Origin of the sequence: Ornithinibacillus sp. FSL M8-0202, assembly GCF_037975285.1 — a bacterium.
In the GTDB taxonomy this organism is placed as follows: domain Bacteria; phylum Bacillota; class Bacilli; order Bacillales; family Amphibacillaceae; genus Ornithinibacillus; species Ornithinibacillus massiliensis.
Genome location: NZ_CP150248.1, coordinates 3394720 through 3417309, shown reverse-complemented (window position 1 = coordinate 3417309; position 22590 = coordinate 3394720). Strand labels below are relative to the sequence as shown.

General features: G+C 37.5%; 20 protein-coding genes. 2 read left to right on the top strand and 18 right to left on the bottom strand.

Annotated features, from left to right (window positions below):
* Positions 1-23 precede the first annotated feature (23 nt).
* From trxA to zapA, 11 genes are all read right to left on the bottom strand, one after another.
* Complete coding sequence (trxA, locus tag MKY78_RS17195; RefSeq protein ID WP_186870244.1) at positions 24-338, bottom strand: thioredoxin; 315 nt, start codon at positions 336-338, stop codon at positions 24-26.
* Positions 339-862: 524 nt separating this feature from the next.
* Complete coding sequence (locus MKY78_RS17190) at positions 863-1849, bottom strand: electron transfer flavoprotein subunit alpha/FixB family protein (protein ID WP_339214420.1); 987 nt, start codon at positions 1847-1849, stop codon at positions 863-865.
* 21 nt (positions 1850-1870) lie between these two features.
* Positions 1871-2644, bottom strand: coding sequence for an electron transfer flavoprotein subunit beta/FixA family protein (locus tag MKY78_RS17185; RefSeq protein WP_339214418.1), 774 nt, complete (start codon positions 2642-2644; stop codon positions 1871-1873).
* 21 nt (positions 2645-2665) lie between these two features.
* Positions 2666-3439: an enoyl-CoA hydratase gene (locus tag MKY78_RS17180; protein WP_339214416.1), complete on the bottom strand. Its 774-nt coding sequence runs from the start codon at positions 3437-3439 to the stop codon at positions 2666-2668.
* Between the two features lie 135 nt (positions 3440-3574).
* The gene (locus MKY78_RS17175) at positions 3575-4159 is read right to left on the bottom strand and encodes a TetR/AcrR family transcriptional regulator (protein WP_339214414.1); all 585 of its coding nucleotides are present in this window, start codon (positions 4157-4159) and stop codon (positions 3575-3577) included.
* A 133-nt stretch (positions 4160-4292) separates the two neighbouring features.
* Positions 4293-5990 carry a long-chain-fatty-acid--CoA ligase gene (locus MKY78_RS17170; protein WP_339214413.1) on the bottom strand — a complete coding sequence of 566 codons (1698 nt, stop codon included), beginning with the start codon at positions 5988-5990 and terminating at the stop codon, positions 4293-4295.
* A 222-nt stretch (positions 5991-6212) separates the two neighbouring features.
* Complete coding sequence (locus tag MKY78_RS17165; RefSeq protein ID WP_186870238.1) at positions 6213-6626, bottom strand: DUF350 domain-containing protein; 414 nt, start codon at positions 6624-6626, stop codon at positions 6213-6215.
* Positions 6627-6647: 21 nt separating this feature from the next.
* Complete coding sequence (locus MKY78_RS17160; RefSeq protein WP_339214410.1) at positions 6648-8990, bottom strand: endonuclease MutS2; 2343 nt, start codon at positions 8988-8990, stop codon at positions 6648-6650.
* A gap of 35 nt (positions 8991-9025) precedes the next feature.
* On the bottom strand, positions 9026-10744 hold the full coding sequence (polX, locus tag MKY78_RS17155) for a DNA polymerase/3'-5' exonuclease PolX (RefSeq protein ID WP_339214408.1): 1719 nt from the start codon (positions 10742-10744) through the stop codon (positions 9026-9028).
* Positions 10745-10903: 159 nt separating this feature from the next.
* On the bottom strand, positions 10904-11455 hold the full coding sequence (locus MKY78_RS17150) for a CvpA family protein (protein WP_186870235.1): 552 nt from the start codon (positions 11453-11455) through the stop codon (positions 10904-10906).
* A gap of 7 nt (positions 11456-11462) precedes the next feature.
* Positions 11463-11726, bottom strand: coding sequence for a cell division protein ZapA (gene zapA, locus MKY78_RS17145; protein ID WP_186870234.1), 264 nt, complete (start codon positions 11724-11726; stop codon positions 11463-11465).
* 159 nt (positions 11727-11885) lie between these two features.
* On the opposite strand from zapA, the gene rnhC reads away from it, so the two are divergent.
* Positions 11886-12827: a ribonuclease HIII gene (gene rnhC / locus MKY78_RS17140; protein WP_339214406.1), complete on the top strand. Its 942-nt coding sequence runs from the start codon at positions 11886-11888 to the stop codon at positions 12825-12827.
* Between the two features lie 347 nt (positions 12828-13174).
* On the opposite strand, the gene MKY78_RS17135 is transcribed toward rnhC, so the two are convergent.
* From MKY78_RS17135 to MKY78_RS17110, 6 genes are all read right to left on the bottom strand, one after another.
* Positions 13175-14068: a GNAT family N-acetyltransferase gene (locus MKY78_RS17135; RefSeq protein ID WP_339214405.1), complete on the bottom strand. Its 894-nt coding sequence runs from the start codon at positions 14066-14068 to the stop codon at positions 13175-13177.
* Positions 14065-14913 carry a GNAT family N-acetyltransferase gene (locus MKY78_RS17130; protein ID WP_339214404.1) on the bottom strand — a complete coding sequence of 283 codons (849 nt, stop codon included), beginning with the start codon at positions 14911-14913 and terminating at the stop codon, positions 14065-14067. The genes MKY78_RS17135 and MKY78_RS17130 overlap by 4 nt, the downstream gene beginning before the upstream one ends.
* A 48-nt stretch (positions 14914-14961) precedes the next feature.
* A complete protein-coding gene (locus MKY78_RS17125) occupies positions 14962-15411 on the bottom strand; it encodes an NUDIX hydrolase (protein WP_186870232.1) in 450 nt (149 codons plus the stop codon).
* Between the two features lie 309 nt (positions 15412-15720).
* Entirely contained in the window at positions 15721-18147 is a 2427-nt protein-coding gene (gene pheT, locus MKY78_RS17120; RefSeq protein ID WP_339214403.1) for a phenylalanine--tRNA ligase subunit beta, read from the bottom strand.
* 12 nt (positions 18148-18159) lie between these two features.
* Positions 18160-19194 carry a phenylalanine--tRNA ligase subunit alpha gene (gene pheS / locus MKY78_RS17115; RefSeq protein WP_339214402.1) on the bottom strand — a complete coding sequence of 345 codons (1035 nt, stop codon included), beginning with the start codon at positions 19192-19194 and terminating at the stop codon, positions 18160-18162.
* A gap of 396 nt (positions 19195-19590) precedes the next feature.
* Positions 19591-20328: an RNA methyltransferase gene (locus tag MKY78_RS17110; protein WP_339217950.1), complete on the bottom strand. Its 738-nt coding sequence runs from the start codon at positions 20326-20328 to the stop codon at positions 19591-19593.
* Between the two features lie 100 nt (positions 20329-20428).
* Between MKY78_RS17110 and sspI the strand changes: the two genes are divergently transcribed.
* Entirely contained in the window at positions 20429-20653 is a 225-nt protein-coding gene (gene sspI / locus MKY78_RS17105) for a small acid-soluble spore protein SspI (protein WP_339214401.1), read from the top strand.
* 26 nt (positions 20654-20679) lie between these two features.
* Here the strand turns inward: sspI and MKY78_RS17100 are convergent, their stop codons facing one another.
* Positions 20680-22338 carry an IS1182 family transposase gene (locus tag MKY78_RS17100; RefSeq protein WP_339212493.1) on the bottom strand — a complete coding sequence of 553 codons (1659 nt, stop codon included), beginning with the start codon at positions 22336-22338 and terminating at the stop codon, positions 20680-20682.
* Positions 22339-22590: the final 252 nt, after the last annotated feature.

Genomic DNA, 22590 nt, shown 5'->3' with positions numbered 1-22590 from the left:
TATCTTTCATAATCAGTATCGACTTATGCGTGTTTATTGATTAATTCCACTAAAGCTTCTTTAGGTTGGAATCCAATTACTTGGTCAACTACATTACCATCTTTGAATAATAATAATGTTGGAATACTCATAACACCAAATTTACTTGCTGTTTCTTGGTTTTCGTCTACATCAAGTTTAACGATTTGCACTTTTTCTGACATTTCTCCATCTATTTCTTCTAGAACTGGAGCTATCATTTTACAAGGACCACACCATGGTGCCCAGAAATCAGCTAATACTAAACCTTTAGAGGTTTCATCTGCAAAGTTTTGATCAGATACATTTTTAATAGCCACTCTAATTCCTCCTTTTACTTCAATTCAACAAAAGTATACCATTAAATTTACAAACCTTACTAACAGTTTGCTTAATCTTAGGTTTCTTATCCTAATAAAAATACAATATCATTCGACATGATGTAACCAATAAATCTATTTGATTTAGCTATTTAAACAAGCACACAGCCCCGAGTACACGCTATTCTGCAAGTAGGGTTAGGAAAGCACCTTCAAGATGCTCTGTAGGTCTTGATTACCCTTACCTGAAAATCAGCTTGTACTCCGGGCTGTCTAATACAGCTACATTCGATCGCATCATGACTTAGAGACTGGGACAAAACGATTTCTAACATAGGATAAACCGAACATGAAAGTTAGCGCATCAAATCCGCCCCGGAAATATACTACGTCCGCGTGCGGCTGGTGAGCCTCCTCAGAGCTAACGCTCTTCCAGGGTCTCAGGCAGTGCCCTTTCCTCCCATAGGAGTCTCCGTATATTTCCGGGTAATGATAGTGATGGTTCGTTTTTTATTACCTTTATTTTAGTTTTGTACCAGGCTTTTTAACTTTTTAATTTCTTCTGTAAGCAGTGGGACGATTTCAAATAAGTCTCCCACAATTCCATAGTCAGCTACGTTAAAGATGTTTGCTTCTGGGTCTTTGTTGATGGCAACGATTACTTTCGAGTTAGACATTCCGGCTAGATGTTGGATTGCTCCAGAAATACCTACCGCAATGTATAGATCTGGGGTTACTACTTTACCCGTTTGACCAATTTGTAACGAATAATCACAGTAATCTGCATCACAAGCTCCACGAGATGCGCCTACTGCACCACCTAATACTTCAGCAAGCTCATATAATGGTTTAAAACCATCAGCACTTTTCACACCACGTCCACCAGCAACAACAACCTTCGCTTCAGACAAATCAACACCATCTGTAGCTTTTCGTAATACTTCTTTAATTACAGTACGTAAGTCCGTAATATCAACGGCTTTATCTTGCACTTCACCAGTTCGTGATTCATCTCGTTCTAAAGCTTGAATATTGTTCGGTCTAATGGTAACAAATACAATACCCTCAGTAACAACTTTTTTCTCAAAAGCTTTACCAGAGTAAATCGGTCTAGTGAAAACAACCTCATCACCATCATGCGAAATATCAACAGCATCTGATACTAAACCCGATTCCAATTTACTTGCAATTTTAGGAGTTAAATCTTTTCCAATTGCCGTATGTCCCATTACAATACCGTATGGTTCTTCATCCTCAATAATGGATAATACCGCCTGACCATAGCCATCAGAAGTATAGGAGGCTAGCTTTTCATCTTTAACGGTTACTACTCTATCCGCCCCATAATATATCATTTCTTGTGCAAGCGATTCTAATTCATCACTTCCACAGAGTACACCAACGATCTCTGCATCGTCATTTATTTTTTTCGCTGCAGCGATTGCTTCGAAAGTAACATTACGTAGCACACCATCTCTCGATTCACCTATAACTAGTAATTTTTCACTCATCCTAATTGCTCCTTTCCGTCATTAAAGTACTTTCGCTTCGTTTCTTAGCAGCGAAACAAGCTCCTTTACTTGCTCCTCTAACTCGCCTTCTAATACTCTTCCAGCCTCTTTTTCAGGTGGTAAGAATATATCTATCGTCTTTGTTTTAGGCTCTAGTTCATCCTCATCTAAATCCAAATCGTCAATCTCTAATTCTTCTAACGGCTTTTTCTTCGCTTTCATAATACCTGGTAAAGAAGGATATCTTGGTTCATTTAAACCTTGTTGACATGTAACTAATAATGGTAAAGATGTTTCGATTTTCTCAACATCTCCCTCCACATCTTTATCGATGCTCACTGTATCCCCATCAATCGTAAGGCTAGTAATGGTCGTCACATAGTTAATGCCTAAACGCTCAGCAAGTCTAGGACCTACTTGCCCACTTGCTTCATCAATTGCCACATTACCAGCTAATATTAAATCAACTTCTTTATCTTCAAAGAAAGCTTCCAATATCTTTGTAGTGGTAAATTGATCGCCATCTTCTAGATCATCTTCTGTATTAATTAGTACTGCCTTATCAGCTCCCATCGCTAGAGCAGTACGTAGTTGTTTTTCTGAATCTTCATCACCAATTGTCACAACAGTGACTTCCCCACCATGCTCATCACGTTGTTTGATTGCTTCTTCTACTGCATATTCATCATATGGGTTAATGATAAATTCTGCACCATCATCCTCGATTTGACCATTTGTCACGACGATTTTCTCTTCTGTGTCAAAGGTCTTTTTTAATAACACATAAATATTCATCTGAGTTCCTCCTCTTGTTTACTATTTATCTATAAAGTTAGGCTTTCGTTTTTCAATGAAAGCTTGAACCCCTTCTTTTGCATCTTCTGATCCAAATATCTCGCCAAATGCTTCTGCTTCCGCTTTAACACCATTTGCAAATCGCTCTGTCTTCGCATAAGGAATTAATTGCATTATTCTAGTAATCGTTGGCTTGCTCTTTGAAGCGATTTTTTCTGCTAGTTCTGTTGCAGCATCTATTAATTGTTCTTCATCGACAACACGATTCACTAATCCAAATTGATAGGCCTCATGAGCCGTGATTGGTTCACCAGTTAAAATCATTTCATATGCTTTTGCTGTCCCAACATATTGTGGAAGGCGTTGTGTTCCAGCAAAACCAGGTATTATTCCTAGGGACAGCTCTGGTAGGCCCAACTTTGCATTGTTCGTAGCAATTCTGATATGGCATGCCATCGCAAGTTCCATCCCGCCACCTAAAGCCGCACCATGAATTGCTGCAATTACAGGGACTGAAAAGTTCTCTATTCGGTCAAATAGTTGTTGACCGAATTCAGAAAGCGATTGATAGTCTGAGGCTCCCTGTAAGGACGTAAACTCTTTAATATCAGCCCCTGCTGAAAAGAATCGGCCTTCACCTTTCAAAAGAATAGCCTTCACTTTCTCATCTGACTCCATTTCATCCAACTTATCAGAAAGCGCATTCAAAAGTTTGCTAGATAATGCATTAGCAGGTGGACTTTGAATGGTTAATATCACAACATGCCCATTCAATTCGTAATGAATAGTTCCCATCATAACACCCCTTTTTTCATGTTATTTACACTTAAGACGCGGCCCGAATCTCTTACAGTGAATATTCAGACCGCTTATAAATAGTATCTCTCATCTGAAGCTAATAAGATAGTTTAAAATATCAAGCTTATGTACTTATTTCACCGAAACCCCTTTTGTAATTAATTCATGAACAGATGGTGCTAATCCTATTAAATCATATTTTTCCTCGTTCATTACCCAGTTTGTAACCGTTTCATCTAAAGTCCCAAAGATCATTTGTCTAATTAACGGTATTTTGATATCGCTACGGAATAGCTTCTCCTCTACCCCTTCTTTTACGATTTCATCAATCACTACGAGATATGGCTTTAATATCCGGTTAATTTGCTGACGTAAAGATAAATTGGACTGTCTTAGTTCTAACTGGGTTACGATAGCGAGATGGTGATTGGCTGCAAGTTGACTAAAATGCATTTCTATTAACGTTAACAACTTTTCACTAGCATTTTCTCGTTCGTTCGTTGCTGCAACTATCTGTTCGATAAATTGTCCCATTTTTTCCTCAAATACTGAGACCAAAATATCCTCTTTGTTCTTGAAATATAAGTAAATTGTTCCGTCAGCCACCCCTGCTTTTTTAGCAATTTTAGAAACTTGTGAAGCGTGGTAGCCGTTTTCTGCGATTACATCGACAGCTGCATCAATGATTAACTTATACTTCGGTTTATTGTTTTTCATGACTTTTCTCCTTCAAACATAAAGCAAAATGAATAAAATATGAATGAATCATCATTCATATTTTATTCTAAAGGGAGAATCACATTCTGTCAATATATGCTTGTACACTTTTCCGAAATACTTGAGCAAATGCTCAAGTAGTACTAACTTCTTGCTCTGCCTTACTTTTCTCTTCATCTACTAATTGTCTTCTCAAGATTTTTCCGACCGCAGTTTTAGGTAATTCATCACGAAAATCATAGATTCTAGGAACTTTATATGCAGCTAATCTTTCCCTACAGAATGTATTAAGCTCCTCTTCTGTCACATGATATCCTTCTTTTAAAACCACATACGCTTTTACTGTTTCCCCGCGGTATGGATCTGGTACACCAGCTACTACTACCTCTTGAATTGCTTCATGCTCATAAAGTACTTCTTCTACCTCTCTAGGGTAGATATTATAACCCCCAGCAATAATCATATCCTTCTTCCGATCGACAATAAAAAAGTATCCGTTCTCATCCATATAGCCAAGATCACCAGTTAATAGCCAACCATCCTTTAAGGTATTCTCTGTATCTTCAGGCCTATTCCAATATCCCATCATGATTTGTGGACCTTTGACTGCAAGCTCCCCAATCTCGCCAGCTTCAACCTCTTCATACGTTTCCATATTTAGGATTTTAGCATCTGTATCCGGCCATGGCACACCAATACTGCCACTGACTCTTTTTTCATAAATGAAATTGGCGTGTGTAACTGGAGATGATTCCGTTAAACCATAGCCTTCCACCAATTTCCCACCAGTTACACTCTCAAATTTCTCCTGAACCTCTACTGGTAATGGAGCAGAACCACTAATACAGGCATTTACCGATGACAGATCATATTTATTTAAGTCTGGATGGTTTAATAAACCAATATAAATTGTAGGTGCTCCTGGAAAAACAGTTGGTTTTTGCTTATGAATAGTCTTTAATACATCCCCCGCGTCAAACTTCGGTAATAAGATCATTTTCGAAGCAGTGAATATGGATATATTCATTACCGCTGTCATCCCGTACACATGGAAGAAAGGAAGAACTCCGAGAATAATGTCTTCTCCCTTTTTCATCTCATAAATCCAAGCTTCACACATTTTAGCGTTTGCCACAAGATTTCGATGTGACAACATCACACCTTTTGGATATCCAGTAGTCCCACCTGTGTATTGAAGTATGGCTACATCCTCAACCGGATCTACGAATACTTCCTCGTATTTCACCTGCGCCTTATCCATTATTTCGGTCCACACATGTGTATCTGCAGATTCTTCTACTTTTACCACCATATTATATTGCCTCTTTTGAATAAATGGATAGATTAAGTTTTTAGGAAATGGTAAGTAGTCCTTTATCCCCGTGACGATCATATGCTCTAGTTGGGTATCCTTCTTCACATTAGTTACTCTTGGAACTAAGATATCAAGGCAAACAATTACCTTCGATCCAGAATCAGTTAACTGGTATTCCAGTTCCCTCTCCGTATAAAGCGGATTGGTTTGCACTACAATCGCACCAGCCATTAACGAGCCATAATATGCGATAACAGATTGTGGTGAGTTAGGTAACATGATAGCGATACGATCTCCCTTTTCAACACCCAAACCTTGTAGGTAGTTAGCAAACTTACTAGCCTGCTCATACAATTCCGCAAACGTTAGTTCCTTCCCCATAAAATAAAGCGCTTTCTTTTCTCCGTATTGAGAAACCGTATCCTTTAAAAAATCCTGTAAAGGCCTCTCATCATAAGAAAGAGAAGTCGGTATTTCGTTAGGGTAGAGATCATGCCATCTCTTTTGTTCCCCCATAAAACTAACCTCCTTTTACATTTAGTTAGTTCTATTATACCGACTAATTTATATTTTTTGAAATTTTATTTTTATTTTTTTGATAATTTTTTCTTTCTGTATTAAAAAATACTAAAATTAAAATCAAATACAAGGTATAAAACTCCAACGATAACAAAGACGGCTGCCACTCCGATACATACTTTTGCCAAAGTCTCCATAATGTTCTCCCTCTACAAATGTTTAGATAATAATAATACTTGCACCAATCACATACGATAGCCCGATGGATATAATCATTGATATAAGTCCTACTGCTTTATTTCCTTTTCCGATTTCTTCATCAATACTAATCGTTGGTGTAAGGAATTCAAAAATAAAGTAAGCTATTAATAGTAAAAAGAAGCCCGCTGAACCCCAAGCAATACTAGTCAATAATGTATCATTATGCTCAATCGAGTACCGGAAGATATTTGTAATACCAAAAATTTTCCCACCAGTAGCCATAGCTACAGCAATATTTCCTTTGCGAATTTCTTCCCAGTTCTTATATTTCGTAACAAGTTCAAACACAGCTAAAAAAACTACTGTACAAAGAATGACCACACTAAAACTAGCTGCTGTATCTACTAATACATTCTCCCAAAAGCTACTCATGTCAACATCCCCCTCACTATCTTATCGAAATTCGATTACGGTTACACCGCTTCCACCTTCACCAGCTGCACCAGGTCTTGTAGATGCAATACTTGGATGATTTTTGACAAAATCCTGTACACCTTTTCGAAGGGCTCCTGTTCCCTTACCATGGATAATAGACACCTTTGGATAACCTGCTAGGGTGGCATCGTCTATATACTTCTCTAATTTCAACAAGGCATCCTCAAATCGTTCACCACGTAAATCTAATTCTAATGGCACATGGTAATTCGATCCTTTTACAGTTGCTAACGGTTTTTGATACGTTGTTTGTTTTGGTTTACCAATTAATTGCAAATCACTTCGTTTTACTTTTACTTTCATAATACCAACTTGAACAAGGTATTCAGAATCACTTATTTTTTCCAGAACTGAACCGTTTTGATTTAAGGTTAAAAGCTTAATTTCATCCCCCGGACTTAACACTTCATTGGAAGGTTTTGATTCCTTTTTACCATCTGGTTTAGAAGATAATTTGGGCTGTGCTTCTTCTAGCATCTTTCTTGCTTCAATCCACTCATGTTCCTTCAACTGAGCATCTGTTTTCATCTTGCGGATTTCACTTACAATAATTTCTGCTTCTTCACGAGCTTTACGAATTGCTTTTTCCGCTTTCTCCTCTGCCTTTTTATATAAGGCCTCACGTTTTGTTTCGAATTGATTCCATTCCGCTTCCATTTGCTTTCTTAGACGTTCACTTTCAAGCAAAATTTCATGTGCTTCCTCATATTCCTTTTCTGCTTGAATTTTCGATTTTTCTAGCGATGCTATCATATTCTCTACGTTTTTAGAATCTACACCGATATGACTTTTAGCTCGATCAATAATGGTTGGATCTAACCCAAGTCTTTTAGAAATTTCAAATGCATTACTGCGACCTGGTACGCCTATTAATAAACGATACGTAGGCTGCAAGGTTTGTACATCAAATTCCATGGAAGCGTTAATTACTTGTTCACGATTGTAACCATATGCTTTCAGCTCAGGGTAGTGTGTAGTCGCAATTACCCTTGCATTTCTTGATACAACTTCATCTAATATAGACATAGCTAGTGCAGCACCTTCTTGGGGATCTGTCCCAGCTCCTAATTCATCAAATAAGACGAGTGTCCGATTATCAACATGATTTAATATATCCACAATGTTCGTCATATGGGATGAGAATGTACTTAAGTTCTGTTCAATGGATTGTTCATCACCAATGTCTGCAAAAACATGTTCAAATACAGCCATTTCACAACCATCTAAAGCTGGTACTTGCAACCCAGATTGAGCCATTAAAGTGCATAAGCCTACCATTTTCAAGGTAACCGTCTTACCACCCGTATTCGGACCCGTTATAACAATGGAGGTATACTCTTTTCCAATTTCTATATCATTGGCAACCACTTCATCTGGCGCAATTAGCGGATGACGAGCTTGCTGCATCTTAATATATCCTTGATTATTCATTGTTGGTCTAGAGGCTTTCATTTCTCGTGCCAGATTAGCTCGAGCAAACATATAATCCACTTGCGCAAGTATCCGTACATTTTCCGATAAGGATACTTCTTCCTCTGCAATATGTTGACTCAATTCACGTAAAATACGATCAATTTCCTGTTTTTCATTAGCGCGCAGCTCTTGTAATTGGTTATTTAAATCAACAACTGCTTTTGGTTCCATGAACAGTGTCTGACCAGAAGCTGATTGGTCATGAACGATTCCACCAACTGCTCCGCGATATTCATGTTTAACTGGTAATACATATCGCTCATTTCGAATCGTGATAATGGCATCCGATAGCATATTACTTTTCGTTCTCGTATAGCTTTCTAATTTTTCCCGAATTCTGCTTTCATGTGTACGAATAGAAGAACGGATCCCCCTTAACTTCTCTGTAGCACTATCCATCACTTGTCCATGATCATCGATACAACGCTTAATCTCTAGCTCGAGATTTCTTAATGGTGATATACCTTCCACTAATTCTTTTAAAATAGGTAAATCCTCATCTAATCCTATAATAAAATCCTTTACCTGCCGTCCACCATATATTGTATTTGCAACATCTAAACATTCAGAAGTACTTAATACCCCACCTATTACACTACGTTTAAGACTAGGACGTATATCAAAAATTCCGCCAAGGGGTACAGGCACATTTAATCGGATGACCTGACTAGCTTCATCTGTTTCTTCTTGTAATGAATTAACCTGTTCTAAATCAGTAGATGGCTTAAGTCTAGCTGCCAAATCCTTTCCCAAACTCGTTTGGGCTTGTTGGACTAGGCGATCAATGACTTTTTGAAAATCTAATACTCGTAAAATACGTTCGTTCATTTACTTACTCCTTTACCGAGATGTCGTTTAGGCTTTTATTTATTACGGTTAAAGTACGCCATTAGTTTCTCTTTTGACCAAGAATTTAACACGGTATCCTTCTTTAACCAGCCCTTCCTTGCAACACCGACACCATATTTCATATGTTCTAGCATTGTATAATTATGGGCATCTGTATTAATAGCAATTTTCACACCAGCGTCCTGTGCCGCCCGAGCCCATTCCGCCGAAATATCCAATCGATTCGGATTTGCATTTATTTCTAGTGCTGTATTCGTTTCTTTTGCTCGTTCTATTAACTTATCCAAATTAACCTTATATCCATCTCTTCTTCCGATTAACCTACCAGTAGGATGAGCAATTAACGATACATAAGGGTTCTCTAAAGCCGTAAACAATCTCTTCATAATAAGCTCTTCCGATTGGCTAAAACTAGAATGAATAGCAGCTATCACATAATCCATCTCTTTTAGAAAATCATCAGAAAAATCAAGGGAGCCATCTGTTAAAATGTCCATTTCTACCCCTGCAAAGATATGGATGTCTGTATATTTTTCATTAAGCTTAGCAATTTCTTCCCGTTGGCTTCTAAGACGATCCTCGTTTAATCCATTGGCAACCCGCAAATTTTTGGAATGATCGGTTATCGCAATATATTCGTAGCCATAACTTCTAGCCTGATTTACCATTTCTTCAAGCGTTTGAGCACCATCACTCCAAGTTGTATGCATGTGAAGATCCCCACGAATATCGTGTAATGCTACTAAATCAATCGGCTCTTGAAATGCAGCCACTTCACCTGTATCTTCCCTTATCTCAGGTGGGATATAGTGTAGGCCAAAGTGTTGGAAAAACTCCTCTTCCGTCGAAAAGGTTAAAATTTCATTCGTCTCCTCCACTTCGATACCATATTCATTTATTTTCTCGCCTCTTGATTTTGCCAGCTGACGCATGGCCACATTATGATCCTTGGAACCAGTGAAATGATGAAGTGTCGTTGCAAACTCGTTATCCGCTACTAAACGAAAATCAACATTTACATCATAAACATCATCTAATGTTACCGAAATCTTTGTATCCCCTTTAGCAATCACTTCTTTTAAAGCTGGTATTTGAAGTAACGCTTCACGCACCTGCTCGATATCGTCGGTTGCGATAATAAAATCTAAATCCTTAATCGTTTCTTTCATTCTTCTTAATGAACCGGCTCTTGAAAATTGTTGTATCGCTGGAATTAACTGTAAATATTCTTCAATTCGTTCTGCAATAGGAAGCATATATGCAATAGGTAGGCGTTCAGGTCTCTTGCCAATCTCATTTAATGCAGCAAGTATTTTCTCAGCCGATTTTTTCCCAAAACCAGCTAATCCTTCTACCTTTCCAGACTCAATGGCTGCCTTCAATGTTTCCGCATCCACAACATCGAGCTCTTGATAGAGTTTAGCAAGCTTCTTACCACCTAGACCAGGTACATTTAAAAGCGGAATTAGGCCCTCAGGTACTTCTCTTTTAAGCTCTTCTAACGTCTCTGACCTACCCTGTTCAAGGTATTCAGCGATTACCGTACTTGTCCCCTTCCCAATTCCTTTTATTTCTGTGAAATCCTTCATATCTGCTAAAGAGCGATCATCTCTTTCTAATGCCTGTGCCGCTTTTCTAAAAGCGGAGATTTTAAAAGGATTCTCCCCTTTTAATTCTAAATATATAGCAATTGTTTCTAATAACTTTATTACGTCTTTTTTATTTATAGCCATCTTTATCACCTATTTTAAAATTTGTTTCAAATTCGATACATTTTTCGTTCAATTCGTAAAAAAAGCCGATTAAAAAACATGGCTAATTCATAACGAATCATCTATATTGTACCTAGCATACAATGATAATCCTAGTATTATGAATTAGCCTTTTCTTTATCAATTAATCATCGCAACAATATGGTTAAACCATAAATCTTTAATCTTTTCCGAGAAGTATGGTGTATGTTCAACTATAAATAATGCTACATTTGAATTATTTACGTATTCTTGTATAGTTCCAACTGGAGTCAGTACAATGATATATAAGATTACAAATAGAATTAAATATACTTCTAAAAATCCAAGAATTGCTCCAAATATTTTGTTAATGGAATTCAATATTGGTAATGAAGCAATCACATCAATCATCGATGCCAAAATTTGCAACCCAATTTTAGCTGCAAAGAAAATAACCGCAAAGGAAATTGCATTATAAAACGCATTTTCGATTGGTAGCGCAGCTAAGAAATCAGCCCATAAACTATCATCCGTAAGCGTAGGGTATGGAATAAATTGTTCTAAATGCTTAGACAGGTCGTCATAAAAAGAGGCAGCTACAATAAAGGCAACTATAAAACCTAGCAAATGCACCGCCTGAAGTATCAGTCCCCGTTTCAAACCTACAAGGAAACCGAAAAGTAATAACACTATAAGTACTAAATCTATCATATGTAATTTATCCTCTTTCTTTTTTAATTGAACCTAGTAATGATGCATAGTCTTCTTTTAATGCTAGGTAATCATTCATAGAATTTATAGCTGTCAACACAGCAAGACTAGCAGTATCGAGCTGTGGGTTCATTTCATGAATTTCTCTCATTTTTTGATCCACTAAACTAGCCACTAATCGAACATGACTAGCATCTTCATCACCAACAATTGTATATGATCTATTTCTTATTTCAACGGTTACACGTGTTTTATCTTGTTTTTGGGTCACTAGGTTACCCTCCTACCTTATTTAACGATTCTAGCAATTTCTATATTTTATCTTAACATGAAGACAGACAATTAGGAAACTGTTCCTACATGAATTTTATGGATTTCTTTCTCGTAAAATCTTTGTTATAGTCATTATGAAAAGAAAGGATGAACTTTCATGTCACAAAATGTTTTACTACTTGCAAATGAAGTAATGGAAAAGATGAAGCAATATTATCATAAATCATTAACCACTACTCCACAAGGGGCTGTTTTTCGTGCAAAAACTTCCAATGTGGTGATTACAGCATATAAATCTGGAAAGGTACTTTTTCAAGGGAAACATGCAAATGAAGAAATGGATAAATGGTCAGATCAATCGAATGTCGTAGAAAGTAAGAATCCAAAACAGTACAAGTCCTCTTCCAACACACTATATACACCACCTGATACACTATTTACCGCATCCCATATTGGATCTGATGAAGCAGGGACAGGGGATTACTTTGGACCGATTACAGTTGCTAGTGCTTTTATTAGCTCTTCTCAGATTACTTTACTAAAAGAGATTGGGGTAAAAGATTCAAAAAATCTAACCGATGAGAAAATAATCCAGTTAGCAAAGGAAATCGCACAAATGCGAATTCCTTATTCGTTACTAATCCTACATAATCCAAAGTATAACAGCCTCCAAAAAAAGGGATGGTCGCAAGGTAAGATGAAAGCCATGCTTCATCATCATGCCATTCGTAAACTATTAACCAAAATTGAAAGTACACCCTATGAAGGTATCCTGATTGACCAATTTTGCGAACCGAATGTATATAAAAAGCATATCGCTTCAGAAAAAGGGCAGCTACCTAACAAGACCTATTTCATGACCAAAGCTGAAAGCCATTCCATAGCTGTTGCTACTGCATCCATCATTGCTAGGGCAAGCTTTGTAAAGGAAATGGACAAGCTTTCTGAGCAAGTTGGTATTGAACTAAGAAAAGGTGCATCAAAACTAGTTGACCAGACCATCGCTCGGATAATACGTGAGCAAGGAGAAGATGTGCTACAAACATGCGCGAAGGTGCATTTTGCTAACACGCAAAAGGCAAGGCAGTATTTGTCATAAGAAATATCCTTTGAGGCTGGGACATAACGAAAGGAATTACCTGTAAAACCAAATATACACGATACTCGCCATTATTCGGTTTTTACTAGGATATATTTTTTTGTCTCAGCCCTTTCTTCTAAACTTCTGTCCAAACTTGTAAACGTAACATCACCATTGGGTTACTTTCATTCCCTGCCCTAAGTAACAATTAGACTTCTTTTAATAACCCTTCTTGCGATTGATAGACCCCTTTATTCCTAAATTTCACATGGAAACCTTTACTTTTGTGACAAAAAAGGATAGAATTTTCATCCTATCCTTTCATTGTCTATCCGGTTACGATATTAAAACGGAATTAGCCTGCCCTATTTCCTGTCCTTCTTAAACGTATGAAGACTATGTTGTAGTCTGAAACCGGCCTTTTGATATAAGTTTACAGCCGTTTTATTTTCTGCACTTACAGTTAGTCGAATAGATGGAATTGTTTCAAATGTGAATAACCACTTCAAACTACCAGCTATCAACTGACTACCAATCCCTCTACTCCTTTTCGACTGATGAACACCAACAAATTCAATACTTCCATCACTAAATTCTGGTTCTGCTTCAACATATACATAACCAAATAATTCCTCATCCTCTACTAGGATAAATACTTTATTACGCTCATCAAGTCTATCGATAATTTGTTGACCACTATAATATGTACCTGGGAAAAGTTGATCATGTAAGGCTACCATTTCATCATGGTATTCAGCGGTTAATTCCATTAAATTAGAATCTTGTAATCTATGAACATCGTTACGATCAAAAATCAATATCGCCTGTTCACTTCCCTTTGAAAAACCATTTCGGATAGCAAACTCATGAACCAGTTTATTTTCTTTATTAGGAAACAACAGGAACGTATTGATGCCAGCTAGCTTGTTTTCAAGTAACTTCACCCACATCTGATCTACTATACCCTTTTGTTCCTCTATCACGAAAGGTCCCCAAACCTCGCCTACACCACTATCAAAATCTGGATCAATACCTACAACCCCAAGTAAATCACCTTCATATTGCGCTGCAACAAAGCTTTTAGGATAAGGGATTTCCTCCTTCATATATTCCGCAATTTCTATGCTATCTTTACCACAAAATCCTATGTGGGAAGATTCTAACCTATTTAGCTCAGCAATAAACCTTGCTACTTTTTCTACATCTTCCTGTTCTATAAAGGCTGTTTTCACCATAATGTTCTCCTCTGTTTTGTTCATTTACTTGCTGTGGGAATGACGACTGCCTGACATGCTTTTTCATAGAATTCAATTGGGCCAGCCCCACCAATTATTGCATAGGCGTATCCTAACCCCTTCATGTCTCGTAAACAATGATGGAGCAATCGATATCCTATCCCCTTTGCTCGATTGGACTGGATAACACCCATAGGACCAAAATATCCCTTTTTACGTTTATAAACATCAAAAGCAGCGAACCCGATTATTGCTTTGCTATCATCAACGGCAATATATACGTTAGGCTCATTATGATCAAATGCATCCCTTATTGTTTCTGCCCATTCCTTGGAAAAATGCTGCTCTACAAACGACACAAGCTGTTTTTCATCAGCAGGAATTGCCTTTTTGATTCCTAGCGAGTCCAATGATGGGAATGTATAAAATTCAAGATTAGTAGCCATATCTCGTGAAGTTGTGCCATGTGTCATGATAATCTGTTTACATTCTTCATTGAGGACATCATCTAATGCCTTCGTTACAATCAATGCTTTAAGCACATGACCTTCATTTAAGAAAATCTGATTGTAGCCCTTCATATAGTCTATCGCTCTCTGTAAAACATTGGCTGTATCCTGACTAATTAGCGCATTAAAAAAATCATTTTTTATCGGTTTTATTTCGGTTTCTTCTTCTTTCACGCTACATGCTTTAAAATCGAGATTTAGTTTTATCCATAACTCTCCTAATGCTCCACCTTTTTCCTGCATGCAAGATACAAATATATGTATAGGCTTTACAATTCTATCCTTAGAAAGCATAGCTTCTTCTTCAGCCTGTTCCAATATTCGCTTCAGTCTACTTGAGAGGTAAACTTTCTTCTCCACTAACACGGGGGACCCCCTCCCTTAAAAGTCATTATTGGTTCATGTACATCACTGCTTAGGCAGATATGAATAAATAAGCTTTTTGACGAGTGGATTTAAACTATCAGGTAATTCGTTAAGCTTAAAGAATTTAGCATCAACTGTTTCTACTCCGTCTACCTTTAATTCTCCACCCGTTATATCCTTGCAAATATATACCACGGTTACAGGATAAAACTCATCTCCATTTGGAAGCTTGACAAAATGTTCTTTTCCAGAGATAACATTCACTAATTCTAGTTTACCTAATTGGATTCCAGTCTCCTCTAATACCTCTCTTCTACCAGCTTCTTCTGTAGACTCCCCTAATTCTAAGAATCCACCTGGAACTCCCCAGCGACCATCATGCCTTTTCTGAAGTAATATTTCCCCATTATGATTCAGCACCCCTACAGCTGTACCTACTAAAATTAATGGTTGATGGCTAACAAGCGCCCTAAGTTCTTCAATATACCCCATTGCTCATCCTCCTACACTCGATATTCTCTGTGACTTATCCTACACACAAACACCAGTATATTTCAAATTTTAGATATTTTTCATTCTACCACAATTTTCAGATGAATTAGCAACTATTTTCCATATTGGAGGAATTAAAGAAGAGGCTTTAAACAAAACTACTTCTAACATAGGATAAACCAAACATGAAAATTAGTGCATCAAACCCGCACCAGCTAATGGGTTGATTGTTCGGTTTTTATTACCTTTGTTTTAGTTTTGTCTATAGCCTCTTGATAAATTACAGATATTCTATTTTTACAAATTCGCTTAAGACCTTACATATGCATGATGTTTCTCATTTACCGCTTCTATAATAGCCTGGTAGGATTTTTCTACATCTTCATCGACTAGTGTTTTCTCCGGATCAAGATATAATAGGCTATATGCTACTGATTTCTTACCATCTGGTAGGTTTTCCCCTTTATATAAGTCAAATACTTGGACTTGTTTCACAAGCGGCGCTCCTACTTGCTCGATGGTCGTTTTTACATCACCAGCATTCACTGCATCATCCAAGATAAATGCAATATCACGTGTTACAGATGGATATCTTGGAATTTGTGTATAGCGTGGTACATGATTGTGAGCATCAAGTAATACTTCCATATTAATATCAAATACATAGGTTTCTTTTAAATCAAGCTCTTTTTCAAGCGCTGGGTGTAATTGACCCATGAACCCAATTTCTTTCCCATCTAATAAGATAACTGCCGTACGCCCTGGATGCATATCCGCAAGTTGTGCTTGTGCTACAGTTAACGGTAATTCTAGATGTTCAAATAATCCCTCTACGATTCCTTTAACCACATAGAAGTCAACCTGTTTCCTTTCTTGCTGCCATAGATGTTCTAACCATTTCCCAGTCAATACTCCGGACAGACGTAATGGCTCTTCTGGTTGCTTAGTTAGTTCTTTTTCATTCGTAAGAAAAATGGAACCAATTTCATAGTAAGCAAGATTGGATTGATTTCTAGCTAGGTTATAGCTAATTGTCTTTAAAAGCTCCGGTAGTAGGCTAAGTCTTAGGTACTTATGCTCTTCACTCATTGGCATTGCTAAGCTGATTGGTTCTGGATTTAAAGCCTTCACTTCAGGACTAACTAGCTTTTGAATAAGGGTCTCACTTGTTAAGGAGTAGGTTCTAGTTTCCATTAACCCTACACCTTCTAAATAATGTTTAACGGCGCGTCTAAGCTGTTGTCGCTTCGATAGTCCACCTGCTGTCGCTGCCCCGGTCGGCAACGTATATGGTAAATTATCATAGCCGTAAATTCTTGCCACTTCCTCAAGCATATCTTCAAAGATGGTAATATCACCACGACGTGTTGGTACAAATACGCTAAATTCATCCCCTTGACGCTCATAGTTAAATTGTAATCGCTCTAGAATCTTAGCAATATCATCAGAAGAAATTTCAGTACCTAAGCGACTGTTAATCGTATCCGTGTGAACCTGAACCGTTTTTTCTGAGCGATCAAGCTTATCGAATTCCACAACCCCATCAAGCACTTTGCCGCCAGCATAAAGCTCTAATAAATGAGCAGCACGTAATCCAGCTTGTTTTACTCTGTTTGGATCAATACCTTTTTCATAACGAGTACTAGCTTCACTACGAAGTCCAGTAGCTTTTACTGTCTTACGAATGGAAACAGAATCAAAATACGCTGCCTCTAGAAGAATATTCGTTGTCTCACTTGTTACTTCTGAATTAGCTCCTCCCATAACACCAGCTAACGCTACAGGTTCATTACCATTGGTGATGACTAAGTCCTCTGTTGTTAACGTGCGTTCTACATCATCAAGAGTTACCATTTTCTCACCGTCTTTAGCAGTACGTACAACGATTTCCTTAGAACCAAGTCGATCATAATCAAACGCATGTAATGGTTGACCATACTCTAACAATACATAGTTGGTAATGTCCACAACATTATTAATTGGTCGTATGCCTGCTGCTAACAAGTAATTTTGCATCCAAAGTGGTGAGGATTTAATTTTCACATCCTTAATAACGAGGGCACCGTAGTATGGATTTAATCTCTCATCTTCAACTTTTACAGAAATATGATCAGCAGCTTTTTCACTAGACGTAGTCACACTATCTTGGGGAAGGTTTACTGGTTTATCAAGTAAAGCACCCACTTCATATGCAACCCCTAGCATACTTAAACAGTCTGCACGGTTAGGTGTTAAATCAAATTCTAATATCGCATCGTCTAAATTCAATAATGAATCAACACGTTCCCCAATAGGAGCATCTTCTGGGAAGACAAAAATCCCATCTGCAAATTCCTTAGGTATGTGTTTTTCGTCCAAGCCTAACTCTTGCAGGGAGCAAATCATACCATTGGACTCTATACCGCGTAGTTTAACCTTTTTTATTTTGAAATTGCCAGGTAATACTGCCCCAGGTTTCGCAACAGCTACCTTTTGTCCTTGACGTACATTTGGGGCACCACAAATAATTTGTAATAGTTCATCCCCGACATCGACCTGACATAAATTTAATTTGTCTGCATTCGGATGCTTTTCACAGCTTGTTACATGTCCAACGACGACATGATTACTTTTTTCCGCCATATACTCAATATGATCTACCTCAATCCCAGATTTTGTTACTTTTTCAGCAAGCTCTTCTGGGCTAATACCATCCATATCTACATAATTTTTTAACCAATTTAATGAAACTAACATCGTTTACCCTCCTTAAGCCTGGTGGAATTGTTTTAGGAATCGGCTATCATTTAAATAAAACTGACGAATATCATTAACACCATATTTCAGCATGGCAATTCGTTCTGGTCCCATTCCAAACGCAAATCCTGAATATACGTTTGGATCGTATCCAGCCATTTCTAAGACATTCGGATGTACCATCCCAGCACCTAAAATCTCAATCCAGCCTGTCCCTTTACATACGGAACAACCTTTTCCATCACATACTTTACATGAAATATCCATTTCTACAGAAGGCTCTGTGAATGGGAAGAAGCTCGGGCGTAAGCGAATGTTACGATCTTCCCCAAACATCTTCTTCGCAAACACATTGAGAACCCCTTTTAAATCACTCATTTTAACATCTTTGTCAACATATAATCCTTCAATTTGTGTAAATTGATGCGAGTGTGTCGCATCATCTGTATCACGTCGGTATACTCGACCAGGACAAATCATTTTAAATCCTTTTTCACCCTTATACTCCTGCATCGTACGAGCTTGAACTGGTGACGTGTGGGTTCTTAATAACAATTCATTTGTAATATAGAAGGAATCCTGCATATCTCTAGCCGGATGATCCTTTGGTAGGTTTAGTGCTTCAAAGTTAAAGTAATCTGTTTCCACCTCAGGGCCTTCACGTACTTCATAACCCATACCAATAAATAGGTCTTCTATTTCTTCAATGACTTTTGTTAATAAATGTGGCCCACCAACCTTAACTGGACGACCTGGTAATGTAACATCAATGGATTCTGATTGAAGTTTTTCTTCTAATGCAGCATTTTCAAGAACCGTATTCTTTGTTTCGATTGCATTCGTGATTGCTTCTCGTACTTGGTTAGCAATTTCTCCTACTACTGGTCTTTCTTCTGGTGAAAGCTTACCCATTCCTCGGAGTACTTGTGTTAACGAGCCTTTTTTCCCTAAGAATGATACTTTGATTGCTTGAAGCTCCTTTAAGTCAGATGCTTCTTCTACTTTGGCCAATGCTTCTTCTTGTATGGCTTTTAATTCCTCTTGCATGGTTTTTACCCTCCTAAATTTAGGTTTATCTGCCGTATCCGCAGTCCATAACATGCTTCTTCTTTCTTTGAGTTAAAAACTATAGCTAATAAAAAAAGCCTTCTATCCCTATAAGAAGGGACGAGGCTTGAATTCGCGGTACCACCCTTGTTGACACAATTTCTGTGCCCAACTCGATGAATCATAACGGATTTTATTCCGGAACACCTTTACTAATAGCATTAGGTCCAAGTGTCAGCTCCAGAGTGAAAGATTAACGAGTTCATAGTAGAAACGTTCACAGTCAAGACGTTTCTTCCCTGAAAACTATGGTATAACTGTTAACCGCTCTTTCATAGCTTTTAACTATTTACATTTAGATAAAATTATAGTCATAATACGTACTATTTGCAAGAGTTATCCTTTAATATGATACATGAGAATTCCTGCTGCAATACTAACATTCAGTGATTCTGCTTTACCATAAATAGGAATTTTCACTACTTCATCCGCTAGATCAAGTACGTTCTGATGAATACCTGAACCTTCATTTCCTACTATTAATGCAACCTTTGGAGTAGTCTTTACAGTATGAAAATCTTTGGAATTAGTGAGTGCACTTGCCCAGACTTTAAAGCCCGATGCTTTCAAATCATGGATCCGAGAATTCAGATTGTCTTGAAAAACTGGTAAATGAAAAATAGAACCTTGAGTCGAACGGATTACTTTATCATTGTACATATCCACCGTTCCTTCTCCTAAAATAACGGCACTAAATCCTGCAGCGTCGGCTGTACGAATAATCGTGCCTAAATTCCCTGGGTCTTGAATACGGTCGAGTAATAAAACATAATCCCCTGCTACCACTGTATCGTTATTCATTTGAACAACTGCCGCAATTCCTTGTGGTGTTTTCGTTTGGGTAAGATGCTGAAACACATTTTCAGAAACAGCTATAATCGGATAGTCATTAGCCCAACTCGGTAATTCCACTCCGTCTTGCAGAATGATTTCCTTTATGCTCCAATTACTATGAACTGCCTCTTCTATTAAATGGAACCCTTCGATGAAGAATGTTCCCGTTCTCTCCCGTTCTTTTTTCGTATGTAATTTTTTTAAAGCCTTTACTTTATCGTTTTTAACAGATGTTAACAAATTCATTCATTCTCCTAATCATATTCTTTTTACTATCATACATATTTAATCCTAAACTGGTCAAACTATCCATAGTTTAATACAAATAAGGGGTGATTTTTTGGATTTAAATCTGCGTCATGCAATACTGTCCAATATCTCTGACAATGATCAAAGTCAGTTAGAAGCAACGATTGTCGATGCTATTCAATCTGGAGAAGAAAAAATGCTACCTGGGCTAGGTGTTCTGTTCGAGCTTATTTGGCAGCAATCCAATGAACAGGAAAAGCAAGAAATGATTGAAGCATTAGAACAAGGTGTCAAAAGCGCTACAGCAGATAGTTAATAAAGCGTAAGGAGGCTGGGACAAAACTAGCCAGAAAGTAATAAAAAACTGGTTCTAAGCGATTGAAAATTGCTTGGAACCAGTTTTTTGAAATCATTTCCATTTCCTAAACTAGATTTACCCATTTTGGCGGTATACTTCCTCAAGTTTACCGCCATAAGCGCAAATCCTAATTCATTTATCACTTTCTCTTTTCCTCTAACAGACATTCGAGTGAAACCCAAATTAGCCTTCAGAAATCCGAAGACTGGCTCCACATCGATTTTACGTTTACCGTAAATTTCACCAGTTTTCTCGTCTGAAAGCTTCTCCCTGACGTATTCTTTTTGAGATTCCCACTTTTCATTGAGATATACTTTTCGATTGTTTCCCTCTTTCGCCTTTGTACACATGGAGCGTAAAGGGCATCCGGAACAATCTTCGCATTCATAGACTTTAAATTCGCGTTTAAATCCGTATTTGTCGGTTCGATGGGACACATGGCTGAATAATAATTTCTTTCCATTCGGACAAATGAATGCATCATCCTCTTCATTGTATTCCCAATTGTCTACATGAAAAGCATTGTTTTTGTGTTTTCTTTTCTTCTCCTTTCGATACTGATTATATGTAATAAGAGGTGTTCTATTTCTATTATTCATAATATCTTCATAGTTTTGTTCACTACCATACCCTGCGTCTGCCACGATATATTTAGGTAGTTCAAAGAAGCGTTCTTCAATCGTATTCAAAAAGGGAATCAACGTACGGGTGTCGGTTGGATTTGGAAACACATCATAAGCGAGCGCATATTGGCCTTCCGTCGCAACTTGAATATTATATCCAGCCTTCAGTTGTCCGTTTCCCATATAGTCATCTTTCATCCGCATAAATGTGGCATCATGATCTGTTTTTGAGTAACTATGGCGGTCTTCAAAAATCTCCATATCCTTTTGATAATTTTGTTTACGCTCAATAAAATCTTCAAATTGCTTACGATATTGTTTTGGTGCTTTTCGCTCGGAACGAAGCTGTTTCCGCTCAACACCAACGTCACTCGCTTCAATTTCCTTGTCGTATGCTTCAATTTTTTCACTCAGTTTTTCCACAATTTCTTTCATTTCTTCAACCGAAAGCTCTTCGAAATCGTCCCGTTCTATTTCAGGAATGATTCGCTTCTCAATTAACTCATCGTACATTGGATTGGACTTTTCAATTAGTTTTTCACTATAATTTTCAACCGATTTTCGCCATACAAATGTGAATTTATTCGCATTGGCTTCAATCTTTGTGCCATCAATAAAAATAGCCTCTTCTTCAATTACTTCTTCCTTTACCAACTGAGATCGAAACTGTACAAAGCACTCACGTAATAACCCTTTCGCTAATGGGTGCACACGAAAGCGATTAATCGTTCTGTAACTTGGTTGATGCTCCTGAGATAACCACATCATTCGTACACTATCTTCTAATAAGGCTTCAATCTTCCTGCCCGAAAAGGCAGACTGCGTATAACCACAAAGGATAATTTTCAACATCATCCGCGAAGCATATGGCGGACGACCTGTATCTTTTCTAAGTGGTTCAAGAGCACTTTCTGGAATACTTTCTACTAAATCATTAATGGCAAAGGCAATGTCATTTTCTTTTAATCTAACTTCCAAATCCATAGGTAATACAACTTGTTTCATGTTATAATACGACATAAGGACACCTCCGAAAAAAGTTATTGGTCGTACTTTAATTTTATCAGATGGTGTCCTTTTTGTTTACTTTAATATCAGAAAATTGCGTGCAAAAAATAATAAGCATGGTCCTTACCGTTAAAACGTTGGTAAGGACCATGCTTATATTAATTTACTGGGGTTTTGTCCCAGCCTCCTTTTATTTTTTTCTTAATTAAGTCATTATACCCATACTTGTCTCATATAGATGAAGTAACGTTAAATTCGAAATGG

What these genes read in the sequence shown, in the direction of transcription:
- MKY78_RS17190 (WP_339214420.1), bottom strand. Translation starts at nt 1,849, where the DNA reads ATGAGTGAAAAATTACTAGTTATAGGTGAATCGAGAGATGGTGTGCTA.
- MKY78_RS17185 (WP_339214418.1), bottom strand. Translation starts at nt 2,644, where the DNA reads ATGAATATTTATGTGTTATTAAAAAAGACCTTTGACACAGAAGAGAAA.
- MKY78_RS17180 (WP_339214416.1), bottom strand. Translation starts at nt 3,439, where the DNA reads ATGGGAACTATTCATTACGAATTGAATGGGCATGTTGTGATATTAACC.
- MKY78_RS17175 (WP_339214414.1), bottom strand. Translation starts at nt 4,159, where the DNA reads ATGAAAAACAATAAACCGAAGTATAAGTTAATCATTGATGCAGCTGTC.
- MKY78_RS17170 (WP_339214413.1), bottom strand. Translation starts at nt 5,990, where the DNA reads ATGGGGGAACAAAAGAGATGGCATGATCTCTACCCTAACGAAATACCG.
- MKY78_RS17165 (WP_186870238.1), bottom strand. Translation starts at nt 6,626, where the DNA reads ATGAGTAGCTTTTGGGAGAATGTATTAGTAGATACAGCAGCTAGTTTT.
- MKY78_RS17160 (WP_339214410.1), bottom strand. Translation starts at nt 8,990, where the DNA reads ATGAACGAACGTATTTTACGAGTATTAGATTTTCAAAAAGTCATTGAT.
- polX (WP_339214408.1), bottom strand. Translation starts at nt 10,744, where the DNA reads ATGGCTATAAATAAAAAAGACGTAATAAAGTTATTAGAAACAATTGCT.
- MKY78_RS17150 (WP_186870235.1), bottom strand. Translation starts at nt 11,455, where the DNA reads ATGATAGATTTAGTACTTATAGTGTTATTACTTTTCGGTTTCCTTGTA.
- rnhC (WP_339214406.1), top strand. Translation starts at nt 11,886, where the DNA reads ATGTCACAAAATGTTTTACTACTTGCAAATGAAGTAATGGAAAAGATG.
- MKY78_RS17135 (WP_339214405.1), bottom strand. Translation starts at nt 14,068, where the DNA reads ATGAACAAAACAGAGGAGAACATTATGGTGAAAACAGCCTTTATAGAA.
- MKY78_RS17125 (WP_186870232.1), bottom strand. Translation starts at nt 15,411, where the DNA reads ATGGGGTATATTGAAGAACTTAGGGCGCTTGTTAGCCATCAACCATTA.
- pheT (WP_339214403.1), bottom strand. Translation starts at nt 18,147, where the DNA reads ATGTTAGTTTCATTAAATTGGTTAAAAAATTATGTAGATATGGATGGT.
- pheS (WP_339214402.1), bottom strand. Translation starts at nt 19,194, where the DNA reads ATGCAAGAGGAATTAAAAGCCATACAAGAAGAAGCATTGGCCAAAGTA.
- MKY78_RS17100 (WP_339212493.1), bottom strand. Translation starts at nt 22,338, where the DNA reads ATGTCGTATTATAACATGAAACAAGTTGTATTACCTATGGATTTGGAA.